This is a genomic window from Vibrio diabolicus, assembly GCF_011801455.1.
Taxonomy (GTDB): Bacteria; Pseudomonadota; Gammaproteobacteria; order Enterobacterales; family Vibrionaceae; genus Vibrio; species Vibrio diabolicus.
In genome coordinates this window covers 850958-866266 of the sequence record NZ_CP042452.1, presented here as the reverse complement: position 1 = coordinate 866266, position 15309 = coordinate 850958, and the positions used below count along the sequence as shown (strand labels likewise).

The following is a 15309-nucleotide window of genomic DNA, read 5'->3' as shown; positions in this document are numbered from 1 at the left end:
GGTGGAAAGCAAATTAATTAGTCAAAGCGTCCGGTTTCTGGTAAAAGTAAGCGCGTTGATTAATATTCGGGAAAATTCGAACTATGAATGAAAGAAAGCAGGGGCGTAGAAGTGCTGAAGCCGCAGAACAAACTAAGTGTCTGATCCTTAAGGTGGCAGCAGATATGTTTTGTGAACTTGGTTACGAGCGTGTCTCACTGCGCAATATCAGTGAAAAGGCTGGTGTTTCACATAGTTTGATCCGTCACCACTTCGGCAGCAAAGAGAAGATTTGGCAAGCGGTTAGCGACGCGATGGATGAATTCATGCAGTGCTATATGGCTGAATTAATCAATGAGATGCCTGAGAACACACCTTCGAATAGAAAAATTTATCTGTTCATGGTTCGCATGCTGGCATTTGCGCTCGTTAATCCTCACCCAGTACAGATGATTGCTGATGCTATTCGCCAAGGCGATGATGGTGCCCTGCTGCAGTATTTCTTAAAGTCAAAAGATGAGTTTGCTGCGATATTTACCGGAATTTTTGAGCAGTACAACAGTGAAAACCCTAACGCCCAATTTGATCAGTGGGAATCAAAGTGGCAGATGTTGATTTTTGCACATGGTGCAATCAGTCTTACTCCGATGATGCAAGAGACATGGCCTGACATCGCTGATAATCGCGAAAAAATGCTGATCAAACATTGGGAGCTGTTCAATACGATCATGGCGTCTCAGTTTGGGATTGCAAAAGAAGACATGATTCATCCGGAAAAACTTGAAGATATCGTTATCGACATGTGTTGTACAATCGACAAAGCGGTCGGATAAGGCTGCAGAAACTACGATAACTTCCAAGCGTATATATAAAGCCGATATACATAAAAATGCCGAGCTAGAAAGCTCGGCATTTTTGCTTGTTTCTTGCCTCGCGAATACGCGAAGAATGACAATAATGAGTAACCTAACCGCGGTAGTAACGTTGCGGTACAAACGGCATTTTCTCAACCGTCATTGGTAGCATTTTTCCGCGTACTTCAGCGAACAATTCGGTACCAATCGCAGCAAGATCAGCACGCACATAACCCATTGAGACAGGCTTACCTGCATTTGGACCCGCAGTGCCGCTGGTGACAACGCCAATTTTAACGCCATCAGCATCAAACAATTCCGCGCCTTCACGGACTGGTGCTTTAGTTTGGCCAACCAAACCGACACGCTTGCGCGCCACATCTTTGGTCTCGATCTGCTTAAGAATAATATCCGCACCTGGGAAACCACCTTCACGTTCACCGCCGATACGACGAACCTTTTGGATGCCCCATAACAAGCTCGCTTCTACAGGCGTAGTTGTTGTATCTAAGTCATGACCGTATAGGCAAAGACCACACTCAAGACGAAGTGAATCACGAGCACCAAGGCCAATCCATTCAACTTCCTCTTCTGCGGTCAGTTTACGTGCTAGTTCTTCTGCCTTGTCAGCAGGAACCGAGATCTCGTAACCATCTTCGCCAGTGTAGCCACTACGAGAAACAATGCATTCGGCGCCTAAAATATCGACTTTACGAATATCCATGAACAGCATGTCAGAAACTTCTGGGGCAAAACGCGCCAATACAGCTGCCGCTTTAGGGCCTTGGATCGCAAGCAGAGCACGGTCTTCAATAATTTCTAACTCAACACCAGATGGCAAATGCGATTGTAGGTGTGCAATGTCTTGTTCTTTGCATGCCGCGTTCACAACCACAAAAAGATGATCGCCTAGGTTCGCTACCATCAAGTCATCCATGATGCCGCCCTCTTCATTAGTGAAGAACGCATAACGCTGTTTACCAGACTCAAGATCCACAATATCTACTGGCACTAATGTTTCTAGGAACGCAGCTGCACCGTCACCAATTAGGCGAAGTTGTCCCATATGAGAAACATCAAACAGACCTGCCGCATCACGAGTGTGTAAGTGTTCCTTTTTTACGCCTAGAGGATACTGAACAGGCATATCGTAACCCGCGAACGGGACCATTTTGGCACCAACTTCAACGTGAAGTGCGTGTAGTGGTGTTTTCAGTAGTTCTTGAGTCATTTTCGTCTCCATTTAGATAGACCCGAGAATGCTATCGGCATTCGATGTGTTTCCAATAATAAACACGGCTCATTCTATTTTGCACGAACAAGACGTAGATCGACTTGCAAAAGTGTGACTCTTAACATTTTAATCACAACAAATCGTACAAAAAAAGCGCTTTAATGAGTGTGTTCTCATCAAAAAAGCGCCTTTTCATTATAACGACCACCGACAGCAATCGTTTGCTTTCACTATAGGAAATTTACAATTATTTATCACTATTTGGCTGTCACCCACAAAATGTGCGCATCTTCCTCGCTAACACTGGTCAACATATGTCCCATGTTCGCATCGTAATAGACGCTGTCGCCCTCGCTTAGAACCACAGGTTCGTAGAACTCAGAATAGAACATGACCTCACCAGATAAGATAAGCAGAAATTCTTCGCCATCATGACGAACCCAGTCTTTGTATTCATCAAAACTGCGAGCACGAATTTGGCTCTTAAACGGCATCATTTTCTTATTGGAAAGTTGAGTAGCGAGCAGTTCATGTTCATAGGTTTGCGTTGGGTGTGGTTTGCCTTCATTCTTCTTGGTAACATCCCTACGCCCTGTCGCAACCTTTTTTCTTGGTGGCTCAAAGAGTTGCGGCATATCAATTTGTAAGCCAAGCGCCAATTTTTGCATTGCTTGAAATGTCGGAGAAATCTGCTCATTTTCTATTTTACTCAGTGTAGAACGAGCAAGCCCTGTTCGCTGACTGGCTTCTTCTAGTGTAATACCAAGTTTTGAGCGGATATCCTTGATACGCTGACCCAGCTTTAATGGCTCGATATTTTGATCATTTTGCTCTTTCGCTAACGTCATCGATGGGTATTCATCGTAAATACTTTCTGCCATAAATCCCTCTATAGATATCCTTATTTTTGTCCTACTAGCATTGTGCATGAAGCACATAGTGGATAAAAGTCCACCAAGTGAATTAAACCGTGCTCTTGTTAACAAATTTTGAAATCTTGTTTCCTATAGGAAATTTTTGGTTGATTGTTCCCGCCGCAGGCGCTATGTTACCAACTTGTTAGATGTAGAGATGCATATTTCCGTAAGAGATTGGTAAAGGAAACACGCAATCCGACGGAGTTTTTGCCCACATTTAGGGCCGGATGTTCACTCTGTTCTGCTATGCAGTTCAGCTGTTTTGAGGACAAATGAACCACAACCGCAAATCATAATTCATCTATTGCGGGTTCATTTTAAGATTTGGAAGGTCAACTACCATGAATAAGAGTTACCCTAACCACAGCTTGGAAAACTTTTTCTCTACCAACCTCTCTGCGACAGATGATGCTGTCTTTGCTGGAATTCAGGCGGAATCCGCTCGCCAAAACGAACAAATCGAACTTATCGCTTCTGAGAACATTGTTTCTAAAGCGGTAATGCAAGCTCAAGGCACATGCCTAACAAACAAATACGCTGAAGGTTATCCAGGTCGTCGTTACTACGGTGGTTGTGAGCACGTAGATACAGTGGAAGCCATTGCCATCGAACGCGCGAAAAAACTTTTTAATTGCGAATACGCAAACGTTCAACCTCACTCAGGCGCTCAAGCAAATGGTGCGGTGAAACTGGCTCTTCTTCAACCAGGTGACACCATTCTTGGCATGTCTTTGGACGCTGGTGGCCACCTAACACACGGTGCACGCCCAGCACTTTCTGGTAAATGGTTTAACGCAGTTCAATACGGCGTTGATCGCGAAACACTAGAAATCAACTACGACCACGTTCGTGCACTTGCAGTAGAGCACAAACCAAAGATGATCATCGCGGGTGGCAGTGCTATTCCACGCGTTATCGATTTTGCTAAGTTCCGTGAAATCGCTGACGAAGTTGGCGCAATTCTTATGGTCGATATGGCGCACATTGCTGGCCTTATCGCAACAGGTGCACACCCTAGCCCATTGCCACATGCGCATGTTGTGACAACCACAACACACAAAACATTGCGTGGCCCTCGCGGCGGTATGATCCTGACTAACCACGAAGACATCATTAAGAAAATCAACTCGGCCGTATTCCCTGGCCTACAAGGCGGCCCACTGATGCACGTTATCGCAGCAAAAGCGGTTGCATTTGGAGAAGCGCTTGGCCCTGAATTTAAAACTTATATTGATTCGGTGATCAATAACGCAAAAGTCCTAGCGGAAGTATTGCAAACTCGCGGTTGCGACATCGTAACTGGTGGCACAGACACGCACCTAATGCTGGTTGACCTTCGCCCTAAGGGCTTGAAAGGCAACAAAGCAGAAGAAGCTCTAGAACGTGCTGGGATCACATGTAACAAAAATGGCATCCCATTCGATACAGAGAAGCCTATGATTACATCGGGCATCCGTTTAGGAACGCCTGCGGGTACAAGCCGCGGCTTTGGCGCTGAAGAATTCAAACTCATCGGTAATTGGATTGGTGACGTACTGGATGGTTTGGTGAACAACCCAGAAGGTGACGCAGACGTTGAAAAACGCGTTCGCAAAGAAGTAAAAGAACTTTGCAGTCGCTTCCCTCTTTACCAATAAACGATTTTTTTAAAAATCACAATAATTCCTGACAAGTTATTTGGAGATTAAGCAATGGACAAAACACTGAAGTTTACAGATAGCCACGAGTGGGTACGTGACAACGGTGACGGCACAGTAACACTTGGTATTTCTGAGCATGCGCAAGAAATGTTGGGTGACGTAGTATTCGTTGACCTACCAGACGTAGAAGATGAAGTAGAAGCAGGTGAAAGCTTCTCTTTGGTTGAGTCTGTAAAAGCAGCGTCAGATATCTACTCTCCTGTTACCGGTGAAATCGTAGAAATCAACGAAGAACTAGAAGACAGCCCAGAGCTAATCAACGAAGAACCGTACGAAGGTGGTTGGATTGTGAAAGTGAAGCTTTCAAACCCATCTGAGTTGGATGACTTAAAAGACGCGGAAGAATACCTAAACTCTATCGAAGAAGAGTAATTAGGATGTGACGAAAGCTGTTCCCTAGCCTGTTTAGAGAGCAGCTTTTTTTCTAGGTTCGGACGTATAATTAAATGTGTCACTAACGACCATTTCCGTTACCCGAGCCAAGGAGTAGGTAAAGGACAATGACTGAATTACTTCAAAGCCTCAGCACACAAAATGAGTTCGTTGGACGCCACAACGGACCAAGCAAATCAGACCAACAAAAAATGTTGGATGCCATCAACGCGGTAAGCCTTGACGCCCTCATCGAAGAAACTGTGCCTGCACAAATTCGCCTAGAGCAACCAATGACGTTGGCAGAAGCGAAAAGCGAAGCAGACATGCTAGTGACGATGAAGCAGTTTGCTAAACAAAACCAAATTAAACGTACATTCATTGGCCAGGGCTACTACAACACGTTTACTCCAAACGTCATTCTACGTAACGTGCTAGAAAACCCTGGCTGGTATACTGCTTACACACCTTACCAACCTGAAATTTCTCAAGGTCGCTTGGAAGCCCTTTTAAACTTCCAACAAATGATCATCGACCTAACTGGTATGGAAATCGCGAACGCCTCATTGCTAGACGAAGCAACAGCGGCAGCAGAAGCAATGACTCTGTGTAAGCGCGCAGGTAAGAGCAAGAGTAACGTATTCTTTGTGGCTGACGATGTTCACCCACAAACGCTAGAAGTAGTAAAAACTCGTGCAAAATTCATCGGCTTTGAAGTTCTGGTTGGTTCGCTAGAATCCCTACCAGAGCAAGACGTGTTCGGCGCTTTAGTTCAATACCCAAGCACAACAGGTGAAGTTCGTGACCTAACGGACATCATCGCAAAAGCGCAAGCAAACAAAACGCTTGTCACTGTTGCGACTGACCTGCTTGCTTCTACCCTATTGAAGCCTGCTGGTGAAATGGGCGCAGACGTAGCAATCGGTTCTGCACAACGTTTTGGCGTTCCTATGGGTTACGGCGGTCCACACGCAGCATTCATGGCAACGCGTGACAAACACAAGCGTACCATGCCAGGTCGTGTTATCGGTGTTTCTATCGATACCAACGGTAACCAAGCACTGCGCATGGCAATGCAAACTCGTGAGCAGCATATCCGCCGAGAAAAAGCGACATCGAACATCTGTACCGCTCAAGCCTTGCTAGCGAACATGGCGTCTTTCTACGCGGTTTACCACGGCGCAGAAGGTCTACGCACTATTGCTCGCCGTACACACCATATGACTGCGATTATCGCCGCTGGCCTAACCAAAGGCGGCTTTGAACTTGCTCATAACAGCTTCTTCGATACCATCACGATCAACACAGGTTCAAAAACAGAAGAGCTTTACGCAAAAGCACTTTCAGCAGACATTAACCTACGTCTACTACCTGGCAAGCTAGGTATTAGCTGTGACGAAACAACCACGGTCGCTGATGTAGAAGCACTATTTGCAGTCTTTGGTGTAAAAGAAGACGTAGCAGCACTATCGACGGAAATCGCAGGCAACGAGTTTGCGGCAATTCCAGAAGCGCTACGCCGCACAACAGAATACCTGACTCACCCTGTATTCAATACGCATCACAGCGAAACGCAAATGATGCGTTACCTGAAACAGCTAGAGAACAAAGACTTCTCGCTAACGCACGGCATGATCCCACTAGGCAGCTGTACGATGAAGCTAAATGCCGCGGCAGAGATGATTCCAATCACTTGGCCTGAGTTTGGTTCGATCCACCCGTTCGCACCAGCAGAACAAGCAGCTGGTTACGCAGCACTCGCAAAAGACCTTAAAGAAAAGCTATGTGAAATCACTGGCTATGACGCATTCTCACTACAACCAAACTCTGGTGCATCTGGTGAGTATGCAGGTCTTATCGCGATTCAACGCTACCACGAAAGCCGTGGCGAAGGTCACCGCAACGTATGTTTGATCCCAAGCTCTGCGCACGGTACTAACCCTGCGACAGCATCTATGGTGTCAATGAAAGTTGTCGTGGTTAAGTGTGATGAAGAAGGCAACATCGACATCGACGACCTAGCAGCGAAAATCGAGAAGCACAAAGACAACCTATCAAGCATTATGATCACTTACCCTTCTACGCACGGCGTTTACGAAGAGAAAGTGAAAGAAGTGTGTGAAATGGTTCATGCCGCTGGCGGTCAGGTTTACCTAGACGGCGCTAATATGAACGCACAGGTTGGTCTAACATCACCAGGCTTCATCGGTTCAGACGTTTCTCACCTAAACCTACACAAAACCTTCTGTATCCCACATGGTGGTGGCGGTCCGGGTATGGGTCCTATCGGAGTGAAATCTCACCTAGCGCCTTTCCTACCAGGCCATATTGAAGACGGCGTAGAAGGCGAAGATTTTGCAGTATCAGCAGCAGATATGGGTAGCGCTTCTATCCTACCTATCTCTTGGGCTTACATCGCAATGATGGGCGAAGCAGGCCTAACAGATGCAACAAAAGTAGCAATTCTGAACGCAAACTACGTGATGGAAACACTTCGCCAACACTACCCTGTTCTTTATCGTGGCAAAAATGGTCGTGTAGCGCACGAATGTATTATCGACATTCGTCCACTGAAAGAAGAAACAGGCATCAGCGAAGAAGACATTGCGAAGCGTCTAATGGACTACGGTTTCCACGCACCAACTATGTCGTTCCCTGTAGCGGGCACGCTAATGGTTGAGCCAACGGAATCGGAAGATCTAGAAGAGCTAGACCGCTTCTGTGATGCGATGATCGCTATCCGCGAAGAAATGGAAAAAGTGAAAAACGGTGAATGGCCACTAGAGAACAACCCTCTCGTTAATGCGCCACACACGCAAGTTGACCTTTCTGCTGAAGAGTGGGACCGTCCTTACTCTCGCGAGCTTGGCTGCTTCCCTTCTAAAGCGACCAAATCTTGGAAGTACTGGCCAACAGTAAACCGCGTAGATAACGTATACGGCGACCGTAACCTAATCTGCTCGTGCCCAAGAATCGATAACTACGAAGATTAATTTTTGGTAGCATCTAAATAGACAAAGGCGAACCGTTTGGTTCGCCTTTTTGTTTTTGGTGTGCCGCCCTGACATTTGTTGGTACATCAAGAAGGAATGATAACTAGTTATTGTTTGCACAAAAGTGATTTAGAAATATTGTAACTTCTGAGAACCTTAGAATTAGCACTAATATCTCAGAACCTTAAAAGCTTGTTGGAAACTCCTCATGAACACTATGTTATGCAGGTGCTGTGTAGTTTCTCAGTTCAGTTGCAGTAAGTCCCATTTATTACCATAGAGATCTTGGAACACCACCACTGTCCCGTATTCTTCCACACGAGGCTCTTCATTAAATACAACACCATTTTTCTTCATCAACTCGTAGTCACGCCAAAAATCATTAGTTTGCAGAAACAGGAAAACACGACCACCTGTTTGATTTCCTACTGCATGCGTTTGCTCCGGGGTACTCGCTTGAGCTAAAAGTAGGTTTGTACCATTGGAGTTTGGAGGAGAAACTTGAACCCAGCGTTTACCACCTCCTAGGTTGGTATCTTCAACCAGAGTGAATTGAAGTTTTTGAGTATAAAATTCGATAGCATCGTCGTAATTTTCAACGACTAGAGCAATGTTTCCGATTTGCTGCTGAACAGTTTTGGACATGATGATTTCCGCTGTGTCAAAACGCTAATTGTACGCTATTTTGAGACTTTTCTAGAAAGCACGTAACGCCTTGCAAAAGTGTAAGGCACACAATACGAATGTTTACGCATAGCATCAAATAGACATCGTTTTTCGCTTTCTTCGTTCACTCCTTTATCTAACTTTATTGAGTGCATGTCGAAAATCTTCAATCTTTTGCTAAGAGCGTTTTTTATTATGTGAAAAACAGAGGAGAATGACCATGAAAAAACGACTCAACTATATTGAAGTAGCGCCAAAGGCAATAGAAATCCTATACGCTCAGGAAGCTTACTTCCATCAACAATTTAGCCAATCAGAAACCATGAACATGATCATATGGGAACTGGTTAAGTTACGCATATCGCAAATCAATCAATGTGCATTTTGTATCGACATGCATAGTAAAGATGCGCTTAAGTTAGGTGAAAAGCCGGAACGCATATGGGGGCTTAGTGCATGGAAAGATATGCCATTCTACAGCGATGCAGAACACGTTGCACTAGGCTGGGCTGAATTACTAACTGCTGGCCGACCAGTAGATGATGATACCTATCAGCTGACCTTGAATACCTTCGGAGAAGAAGCTATGGTCAGCCTAACAATTGCGATCAACGCGATCAACAGTTGGAACCGAATAGTTAAGGCATTTAAGCCAAAGGTTGGAGTCTATAAACCTAGATAATTCTATCTGACAGTTTTTACATATAAGTCACTGCTTATTCCTCAACTTAATATGATGAAAAGTACATGTGTATCACTTTCTCATTTAAGTTGAGGTTAAATAGGATGATTCATTTGAACTTAGAATTTGATATTTTAAAACCTCAAAGGGCTTTAGCTGGCTATGTTCAAGCCATTTGGTCAGCATCCGTCAAACCTGATACGACGCAAACCGTACGTAAACAATTACTCAGTGATGCTGGTACAGGTGTGGTATTCATTTTACAGAATGAAGTACAAATGGATGGTGAGTGGCAAACGCCAGGGGTTGTCCTACTACCTGTAAGCATTCTGGCACATCAAGTCTGCCTACCGCCAGGCGCGGTGATGACTGGCGTACGCTTTCATCCTGCTGTTGGTTATCAACTATTTGGTAAACGCCTAGAACAGCTATTGCGGATTCAAGATGACCACCCTTTGGCTTCTTCTGCGCTAGCAACATTTGAGTCTCTGCAAACAGCGCGTTCGCCGTCTGCAAGGATTTCTACTTTGTATCGCTGGGTTCAAGCACTGATTGAGGAATATGAACCACAATACGTCCGCCACATCATTGACCAGCCTACAGGGACGCTCAGTCAGCGCCAGAGAGAGCGCAATTTTCAGAAATGGTTGGGGATTACTCCTAAACATTACCAACGTATTAAACGAGTGAAGCACACTTTAGAACTACTCCGAGCGCAACCCGATCTTACTTTATCGGAGTTGGCGCTGGAGCAAGGTTTTTCTGATCAAGCACACATGACTAGAGAATGTAAGCAGATTGCGCGCATGACACCGAAGCAGTTTCTCCGAAAGAGAAATCTCTAAACCTTTTTAGCTTTGTACATCAAACCCAGTTGATTCAGAATCAACCAAGCACTTGTTATGATGTTCGATCATATATCACCTACTTTTTAGATCGCTCATTCCAGCTTGATGTAAATTTGTTAGCTCGCTTTTGATGCCGCGTGCTGTTCTACCATAAACGCGGTCACTTCTTCGTTTAAGCAAGATTTGCTGATGTATTGGCGTTGTTTACCAAGGTGAAGGATAAATCCCAAATCAGTTTGTTCCAGTTGGTCGATATCATTCCAAGCGAGGCTGCGGTCAACTTTACCACTTTTGTAGCGCACGCCATCTGCATTCACTTCAAAAGCCACTTTACTGCCGCGACTTGAGCTGATGGTTTGACGCCACAGCCACCAAGTTCTTTTGAAGTAAACGCTACACGCTTCAATCACACTCAATACGATAAAGAACCAACCGACATAACCGTTAGGTAGCAGTTCAAACTCTAATAAGACCACACCAAAGATAAGAAACAGTATCCCTTTTAAGTACGCTTGTGGGAACTTCGTTGGCTGGCTAGTTTGATCATAACACTCAGCAAAGAAAGGTTTGTCGAGTATGTATTCTGTAGTGAATTCGAAATCTTTAGACATGTATGGTTACTTCAAGGCTTCTGTAAATGAGTAATCTTGGTTGCACTCTCGCAACGCCTGCATTGTAGCGCTTATCGGGATTTATCTTTAGTCCTTTTGATTCTGTTTTGTAAATCAATGATACCGCCACGCAAAAAGACCTCGGTGCACTCGCCAAGATCAAACAAGGCGAACCATTTGGCTCGCCTTGTTAATTAATGACCTATATGACTTATAAGGTTTTCTACTTTAGAGGGTCGTTGTCTGGCAATGCACTGTGTATCCAGACTGCCAGTCGGTGTTTGATGCTTGCGCCGTCTAGCTTGCTTTCCGGTAGTGGCGTGATCTGTTTGGCATCGACCAAGAATAGGTAAATCGCTTTTACTCTCAGAGGTTGTGGTGACTGTGGAAGGTCAAAACCTTGTAGTTTCGCCATCTTCCCACCAATCTCTAGTGCCTTCTTGACCAGTTTGTCTTCATTGTGAAGCTTGGAGCTTTTTGACATTGATAAATCCTCTTCTTCGCTTCGGCTAAGAATACATGAAGTGTCACGTATGGCGTGTTAGTAAGCTCGCATATTGATAAGTTTATGCCTTACTACCGAGTGGTCGATTAAAAAACGACCTTTTTCGAGGCGTATTTTCTGTGTATGCCTCCGAGCTGCAACTCCGAGTGGGCTTGAGGGCCAGCCTCCGAATGATTTATTTAGAACAGAGATCATGTTCACCGTAAACGAGCCATTTCGGTAAATATGCGGTTTCTGGAATCGTCCAGCCATACTTATCGTATGCTAATGCAGCAAGACCAGTCAGTTTCAGAGAAACATTTCCTTTTGGCAAATAGCGAACATCTTCATTCATGTAGAACTGGTAATGCGCCTCTAACGCATCTCTCAGTGCTTCTTGATAATGTGACTCATCGCCATCGATAATGGCAACAAACACATTCACAAAAGGAATAAACAAAGAATGTACATAGGGCACCCTGGTTGATTCTAAATATTGCGGGGAGGATTTCTCCATCACAGTTTGCAATAACGCAGGTAGCGCTGATGAATTACTAAATACACCTTTAACGAACTCGACCAGTGCAACATTAAACGGTGTCTTTATAGACACTAATGATTCATCCATGATGGTCATCAGCTCTACACAGCGCCAATCTCTCGCTGCCATCGCTAAACAGATTTCATCCAACCAAGCATCCATCGTTCCCCCTGCAACAGAACGGTCACCTACTTCCGAAAAATGTCGGTGCCCAACGGAGAATTCAACAACTTGGTCTGAATGATTGGCCAGTAAGTATACGTTATTCAGTAACTCAAGCGCTCTTTTTATATAAGCTGGCGAGGCCTGATGTTGTCCATATTTTGAAGCAGTAAAAAATGCCTGAAGCGAATCCCAAGCATCGCCTTTCATTCTTTTAAGAGGTTGCTGATAAAAAGATTGTTTTTCATCAAGCATTCTTTCCCAGAAGCTGTAGAAATCTTCATCTTCTTCACGAAAAATACGCAATTTTCTTTCTTCAGGTATCTCTAAATAGTGATTTTTCATTTGTTCCATCGTTCCCTAGCCTCGCATTATAAGTTGTTCTAATTTTTTGCCGTGATGATATTCATCTTCAAAATCAAGCCGCGAATGATGCCGAAGTTGATTTATAAAATCAATTTATAATCAGTATTTTATATCGAAAGTTAATGCTTAATTGAAATGAATCGAAAAGCCGAAAAACATTTGAAATATAAGGCTACCGCACAAGCCGCGATGGGTAAGCCAGAACGTACCTGTCCATAAACAGTGAACGACGAACACTGACTTTGTGGAGTAAAGATAGACAGATATTCACCATTGTGTTCGCCTTTCTTTTTCTGTCGCTTTCAATAATACTCTTGCGCAATATTACTCAGCTGGAAAATTTTATGCCTCAAGCAAACTCTGTGGTCGTACTCGACTTTGAAACCACAGGTCTCTCTCCTACTTTAGGTGATCGCGCAATAGAAATTGGTGCAGTAAAGTTAGTCAATGGCGAGGTTGTCGATAGTTTTCAGCAACTCATGAATCCCGGTTTCAGAGTGAGTTCTTTCATTGAGAACTACACCGGCATTACCAACAATATGTTGCGATCGGCACCAAGCTGCGAAGAGGTAATGGCGTCATTTAGTGAGTTCATTGCTGGCGAGAACCTTATCGCTCATAACGCTTCATTCGATAAACGATTTTTAGATGCAGAGCTTGAACGAATCAACTGTAGTTATTCGGGGGAGTTTGCTTGCTCCTTACTGGTAGCAAGACGGCTCATTCAAGATGCCCCATCACACAAGCTAGGTGAACTTGTTCGCTATAAAAATATCGACAACGACGGTGTTTTCCACCGTGCACTATCCGATGCGCAAATGACAGCCAAGCTTTGGCTCTTAATGGTCGAAGGGATAGAAAACTCAGGTATCGTTAAGCCAAGTTTTCAGTTGATGCAAACGGTTAGTAAAACAGCAAAAGGAAAAGTCGACCAGCTACTCGCCAAAAGCCGTGCTTAACCCCCTCCTAGCTAAAAGCTGATTCTCGTCTCTTACACGTTTAAGTGATTTTCGATGCAATATTGGCTATCCCAGTGAACTTCCTAATCTGAATGCGGCAGTTCGCTGGTCTCACCAACCAAACTGGCTTACTATGCCAGGTACCTAAAACGCTTTGTGAGTCACTCATGAGCCGAAAAAATAACAAAAATCTCAGCATTCTTCTTAAACTCAACACCTTTATTGCACCTTATAAATGGCGGGTTGCGGCGGCTTTGGTTGCCCTTGTCGCGACGGCAAGTTTGACGTTATCCGTTGGCTATGGAGTACGTATTCTTATCGACCAAGGCTTTGCTCAGCAATCATTGCAAGAGCTTACCAATGCGATTCAGTTTATTGTCGGTGTCACATTGTGTATTGCCATTGGGACCTTCTTTCGCTTTTACCTTGTCTCTTCGGTGGGTGAGCGCGTCAGTGCGGATATTCGCCTTTCAGTGTTTAACCATGTGATTACGCTGCATCCGAGCTATTTTGAGACCAACAGTAGCGGCGATATTATGTCGCGCCTGACTACCGATACCACGTTGCTGCAAAGCATTATTGGTTCATCGTTCTCGATGGCGATGCGTAGCGCTTTGATGTGCTTTGGGGCCATCATAATGTTGTTTGCCACCAACGTTAAGCTCACGCTGATTGTGCTTGCTTCTGTGCCTTTGGTTTTGGTTCCGATTTTGTTTTATGGACGACGCGTGCGTGCGCTCTCTCGCCAAAGTCAAGACTCAATGGCCGATGTCGGCAGCTACGCAGGTGAAGCGATAGAACATATTAAAACCGTGCAAAGTTTTAGCTCAGAGCCGTACGAACGAGCGGCTTTCGCTGTCGAGGTGGAAAAAGCGTATGAAGTGGGCAGACAGAGAGTAAAACAACGCGCAATCCTGATATCAGGCGTTATTGTGATTGTGTTCAGCGCAATTGCAGGCATGCTTTGGGTTGGCGGCAGCGATGTGATTCACGGAAAGATGTCTGCGGGAGACCTAGCAGCGTTTGTGTTTTACGCCATTATGGTTGCCTCATCGACTGCAACCATTTCCGAAGTCATGGGTGAACTGCAAAGAGCCGCAGGTGCTACCGAGCGACTGATTGAGATTCTTCAAGTAGACAGCGATATTAAAGCGCCAAGCAACCATTTGCCTGTCCGTCCGGATATGCCTGCTGAGGTTAACTTTAATTCGGTGAGTTTCAACTACCCTTCTCGCCCAAATCAACCAGCTATCAAAGAATTAAATCTAACCGCAGAACAAGGCAAAGTATTGGCGTTGGTTGGCCCTTCTGGTGCAGGTAAAACAACACTATTCGAATTGCTGCAACGCTTTTATGACCCACAACAGGGGCAAGTGTTGTTTGGTGGCGAAGATATTCGACAGTTCGACCCAAAAGAGCTTCGACGCCAAATGGCACTCGTACCACAACAGCCAGCGCTGTTTAGCCATGATGTGTTCCACAATATTCGCTACGGCAATCCAGAAGCCACGGATGAACAAGTCATCGAAGCCGCCAAAAAAGCTCATGCCCATGAGTTTATTGAGAAGCTTCCCGAAGGCTATCACAGCTTTTTAGGCGAGCGCGGCGTTAGACTATCAGGTGGTCAAAAGCAGCGCATTGCGATTGCCCGCGCGATTCTAAAAGACCCAAAAATCTTACTACTAGACGAAGCTACCAGCGCCCTTGATAGTGAAAGTGAACATCACGTTCAGCAAGCACTTGAAGCACTGATGAAAGGACGCACAACACTTATCATTGCTCATCGCCTTTCGACTATCCAACATGCGGATAAAATAGCGGTGCTGGACAATGGTGAGTTAGTCGATGTTGGTAACCACCAATCATTAATGCAAAGCTGTGAGTTGTATCAGCGACTCGTGGCGTTACAATTTAAGCACTTAGAGTAACGCCTAGTTAAGC

At 44.8% G+C, this 15309-nt stretch carries 14 protein-coding genes; 8 read left to right on the top strand and 6 right to left on the bottom strand.

Annotation, left to right across the window (positions count from 1 at the left end):
* The first annotated feature begins 83 nt into the window (after positions 1 to 83).
* Positions 84 to 812: an efflux transporter transcriptional repressor VdeR gene (gene vdeR / locus FR741_RS19150; protein ID WP_006742273.1), complete on the top strand. Its 729-nt coding sequence runs from the start codon at positions 84 to 86 to the stop codon at positions 810 to 812.
* 133 nt (positions 813 to 945) lie between these two features.
* Here vdeR and gcvT read toward each other — a convergent pair whose 3' ends face one another.
* Together gcvT and FR741_RS19140 are read right to left on the bottom strand one after the other, a co-directional pair.
* Positions 946 to 2064, bottom strand: a complete 1119-nt coding sequence (gene gcvT, locus FR741_RS19145) for a glycine cleavage system aminomethyltransferase GcvT (protein ID WP_167427466.1) — start codon at positions 2062 to 2064, stop codon at positions 946 to 948.
* A 260-nt stretch (positions 2065 to 2324) separates the two neighbouring features.
* On the bottom strand, positions 2325 to 2948 hold the full coding sequence (locus FR741_RS19140) for a helix-turn-helix domain-containing protein (protein ID WP_005395176.1): 624 nt from the start codon (positions 2946 to 2948) through the stop codon (positions 2325 to 2327).
* Between the two features lie 377 nt (positions 2949 to 3325).
* On the opposite strand from FR741_RS19140, the gene FR741_RS19135 reads away from it, so the two are divergent.
* From FR741_RS19135 to gcvP, 3 genes are all read left to right on the top strand, one after another.
* On the top strand, positions 3326 to 4621 hold the full coding sequence (locus FR741_RS19135; protein WP_167427465.1) for a serine hydroxymethyltransferase: 1296 nt from the start codon (positions 3326 to 3328) through the stop codon (positions 4619 to 4621).
* A gap of 54 nt (positions 4622 to 4675) precedes the next feature.
* On the top strand, positions 4676 to 5056 hold the full coding sequence (gene gcvH / locus FR741_RS19130) for a glycine cleavage system protein GcvH (protein ID WP_046876056.1): 381 nt from the start codon (positions 4676 to 4678) through the stop codon (positions 5054 to 5056).
* Between the two features lie 128 nt (positions 5057 to 5184).
* Positions 5185 to 8049: an aminomethyl-transferring glycine dehydrogenase gene (gcvP, locus tag FR741_RS19125; protein ID WP_167427464.1), complete on the top strand. Its 2865-nt coding sequence runs from the start codon at positions 5185 to 5187 to the stop codon at positions 8047 to 8049.
* A 243-nt stretch (positions 8050 to 8292) separates the two neighbouring features.
* Here the strand turns inward: gcvP and FR741_RS19120 are convergent, their stop codons facing one another.
* The gene (locus FR741_RS19120) at positions 8293 to 8694 is read right to left on the bottom strand and encodes a VOC family protein (RefSeq protein WP_006742276.1); all 402 of its coding nucleotides are present in this window, start codon (positions 8692 to 8694) and stop codon (positions 8293 to 8295) included.
* Positions 8695 to 8935: 241 nt separating this feature from the next.
* Between FR741_RS19120 and FR741_RS19115 the strand changes: the two genes are divergently transcribed.
* Together FR741_RS19115 and FR741_RS19110 are read left to right on the top strand one after the other, a co-directional pair.
* Positions 8936 to 9397, top strand: coding sequence for a carboxymuconolactone decarboxylase family protein (locus FR741_RS19115; RefSeq protein ID WP_167427463.1), 462 nt, complete (start codon positions 8936 to 8938; stop codon positions 9395 to 9397).
* Between the two features lie 104 nt (positions 9398 to 9501).
* Positions 9502 to 10242, top strand: coding sequence for a helix-turn-helix domain-containing protein (locus tag FR741_RS19110; protein WP_174856110.1), 741 nt, complete (start codon positions 9502 to 9504; stop codon positions 10240 to 10242).
* 119 nt (positions 10243 to 10361) lie between these two features.
* Here the strand turns inward: FR741_RS19110 and FR741_RS19105 are convergent, their stop codons facing one another.
* The 3 genes from FR741_RS19105 to FR741_RS19095 all read right to left on the bottom strand — a co-directional run bounded on the left by FR741_RS19105 (position 10362) and on the right by FR741_RS19095 (position 12397).
* Positions 10362 to 10856 carry a YcxB family protein gene (locus FR741_RS19105; protein WP_167427461.1) on the bottom strand — a complete coding sequence of 165 codons (495 nt, stop codon included), beginning with the start codon at positions 10854 to 10856 and terminating at the stop codon, positions 10362 to 10364.
* Positions 10857 to 11079: 223 nt separating this feature from the next.
* Entirely contained in the window at positions 11080 to 11340 is a 261-nt protein-coding gene (locus FR741_RS19100) for a DUF5062 family protein (protein ID WP_005376453.1), read from the bottom strand.
* 196 nt (positions 11341 to 11536) lie between these two features.
* On the bottom strand, positions 11537 to 12397 hold the full coding sequence (locus FR741_RS19095; protein WP_167427460.1) for an immunity 49 family protein: 861 nt from the start codon (positions 12395 to 12397) through the stop codon (positions 11537 to 11539).
* Between the two features lie 356 nt (positions 12398 to 12753).
* Between FR741_RS19095 and FR741_RS19090 the strand changes: the two genes are divergently transcribed.
* Together FR741_RS19090 and FR741_RS19085 are read left to right on the top strand one after the other, a co-directional pair.
* The gene (locus FR741_RS19090) at positions 12754 to 13368 is read left to right on the top strand and encodes a 3'-5' exonuclease (protein WP_167427459.1); all 615 of its coding nucleotides are present in this window, start codon (positions 12754 to 12756) and stop codon (positions 13366 to 13368) included.
* Between the two features lie 167 nt (positions 13369 to 13535).
* Positions 13536 to 15296 (top strand): ABC transporter ATP-binding protein/permease, encoded by a 1761-nt coding sequence (locus FR741_RS19085; protein WP_167427458.1) that lies wholly within the window; start codon positions 13536 to 13538, stop codon positions 15294 to 15296.
* Positions 15297 to 15309 lie beyond the last annotated feature (13 nt).

Coding starts and splice junctions, on each gene's coding strand:
- FR741_RS19095 (WP_167427460.1), bottom strand. CDS start 12,397: ATGGAACAAATGAAAAATCACTATTTAGAGATACCTGAAGAAAGAAAA.
- FR741_RS19140 (WP_005395176.1), bottom strand. CDS start 2,948: ATGGCAGAAAGTATTTACGATGAATACCCATCGATGACGTTAGCGAAA.
- FR741_RS19115 (WP_167427463.1), top strand. CDS start 8,936: ATGAAAAAACGACTCAACTATATTGAAGTAGCGCCAAAGGCAATAGAA.
- vdeR (WP_006742273.1), top strand. CDS start 84: ATGAATGAAAGAAAGCAGGGGCGTAGAAGTGCTGAAGCCGCAGAACAA.
- gcvT (WP_167427466.1), bottom strand. CDS start 2,064: ATGACTCAAGAACTACTGAAAACACCACTACACGCACTTCACGTTGAA.
- FR741_RS19085 (WP_167427458.1), top strand. CDS start 13,536: ATGAGCCGAAAAAATAACAAAAATCTCAGCATTCTTCTTAAACTCAAC.
- gcvP (WP_167427464.1), top strand. CDS start 5,185: ATGACTGAATTACTTCAAAGCCTCAGCACACAAAATGAGTTCGTTGGA.
- FR741_RS19105 (WP_167427461.1), bottom strand. CDS start 10,856: ATGTCTAAAGATTTCGAATTCACTACAGAATACATACTCGACAAACCT.
- FR741_RS19100 (WP_005376453.1), bottom strand. CDS start 11,340: ATGTCAAAAAGCTCCAAGCTTCACAATGAAGACAAACTGGTCAAGAAG.
- FR741_RS19090 (WP_167427459.1), top strand. CDS start 12,754: ATGCCTCAAGCAAACTCTGTGGTCGTACTCGACTTTGAAACCACAGGT.
- gcvH (WP_046876056.1), top strand. CDS start 4,676: ATGGACAAAACACTGAAGTTTACAGATAGCCACGAGTGGGTACGTGAC.
- FR741_RS19110 (WP_174856110.1), top strand. CDS start 9,502: ATGATTCATTTGAACTTAGAATTTGATATTTTAAAACCTCAAAGGGCT.
- FR741_RS19120 (WP_006742276.1), bottom strand. CDS start 8,694: ATGTCCAAAACTGTTCAGCAGCAAATCGGAAACATTGCTCTAGTCGTT.
- FR741_RS19135 (WP_167427465.1), top strand. CDS start 3,326: ATGAATAAGAGTTACCCTAACCACAGCTTGGAAAACTTTTTCTCTACC.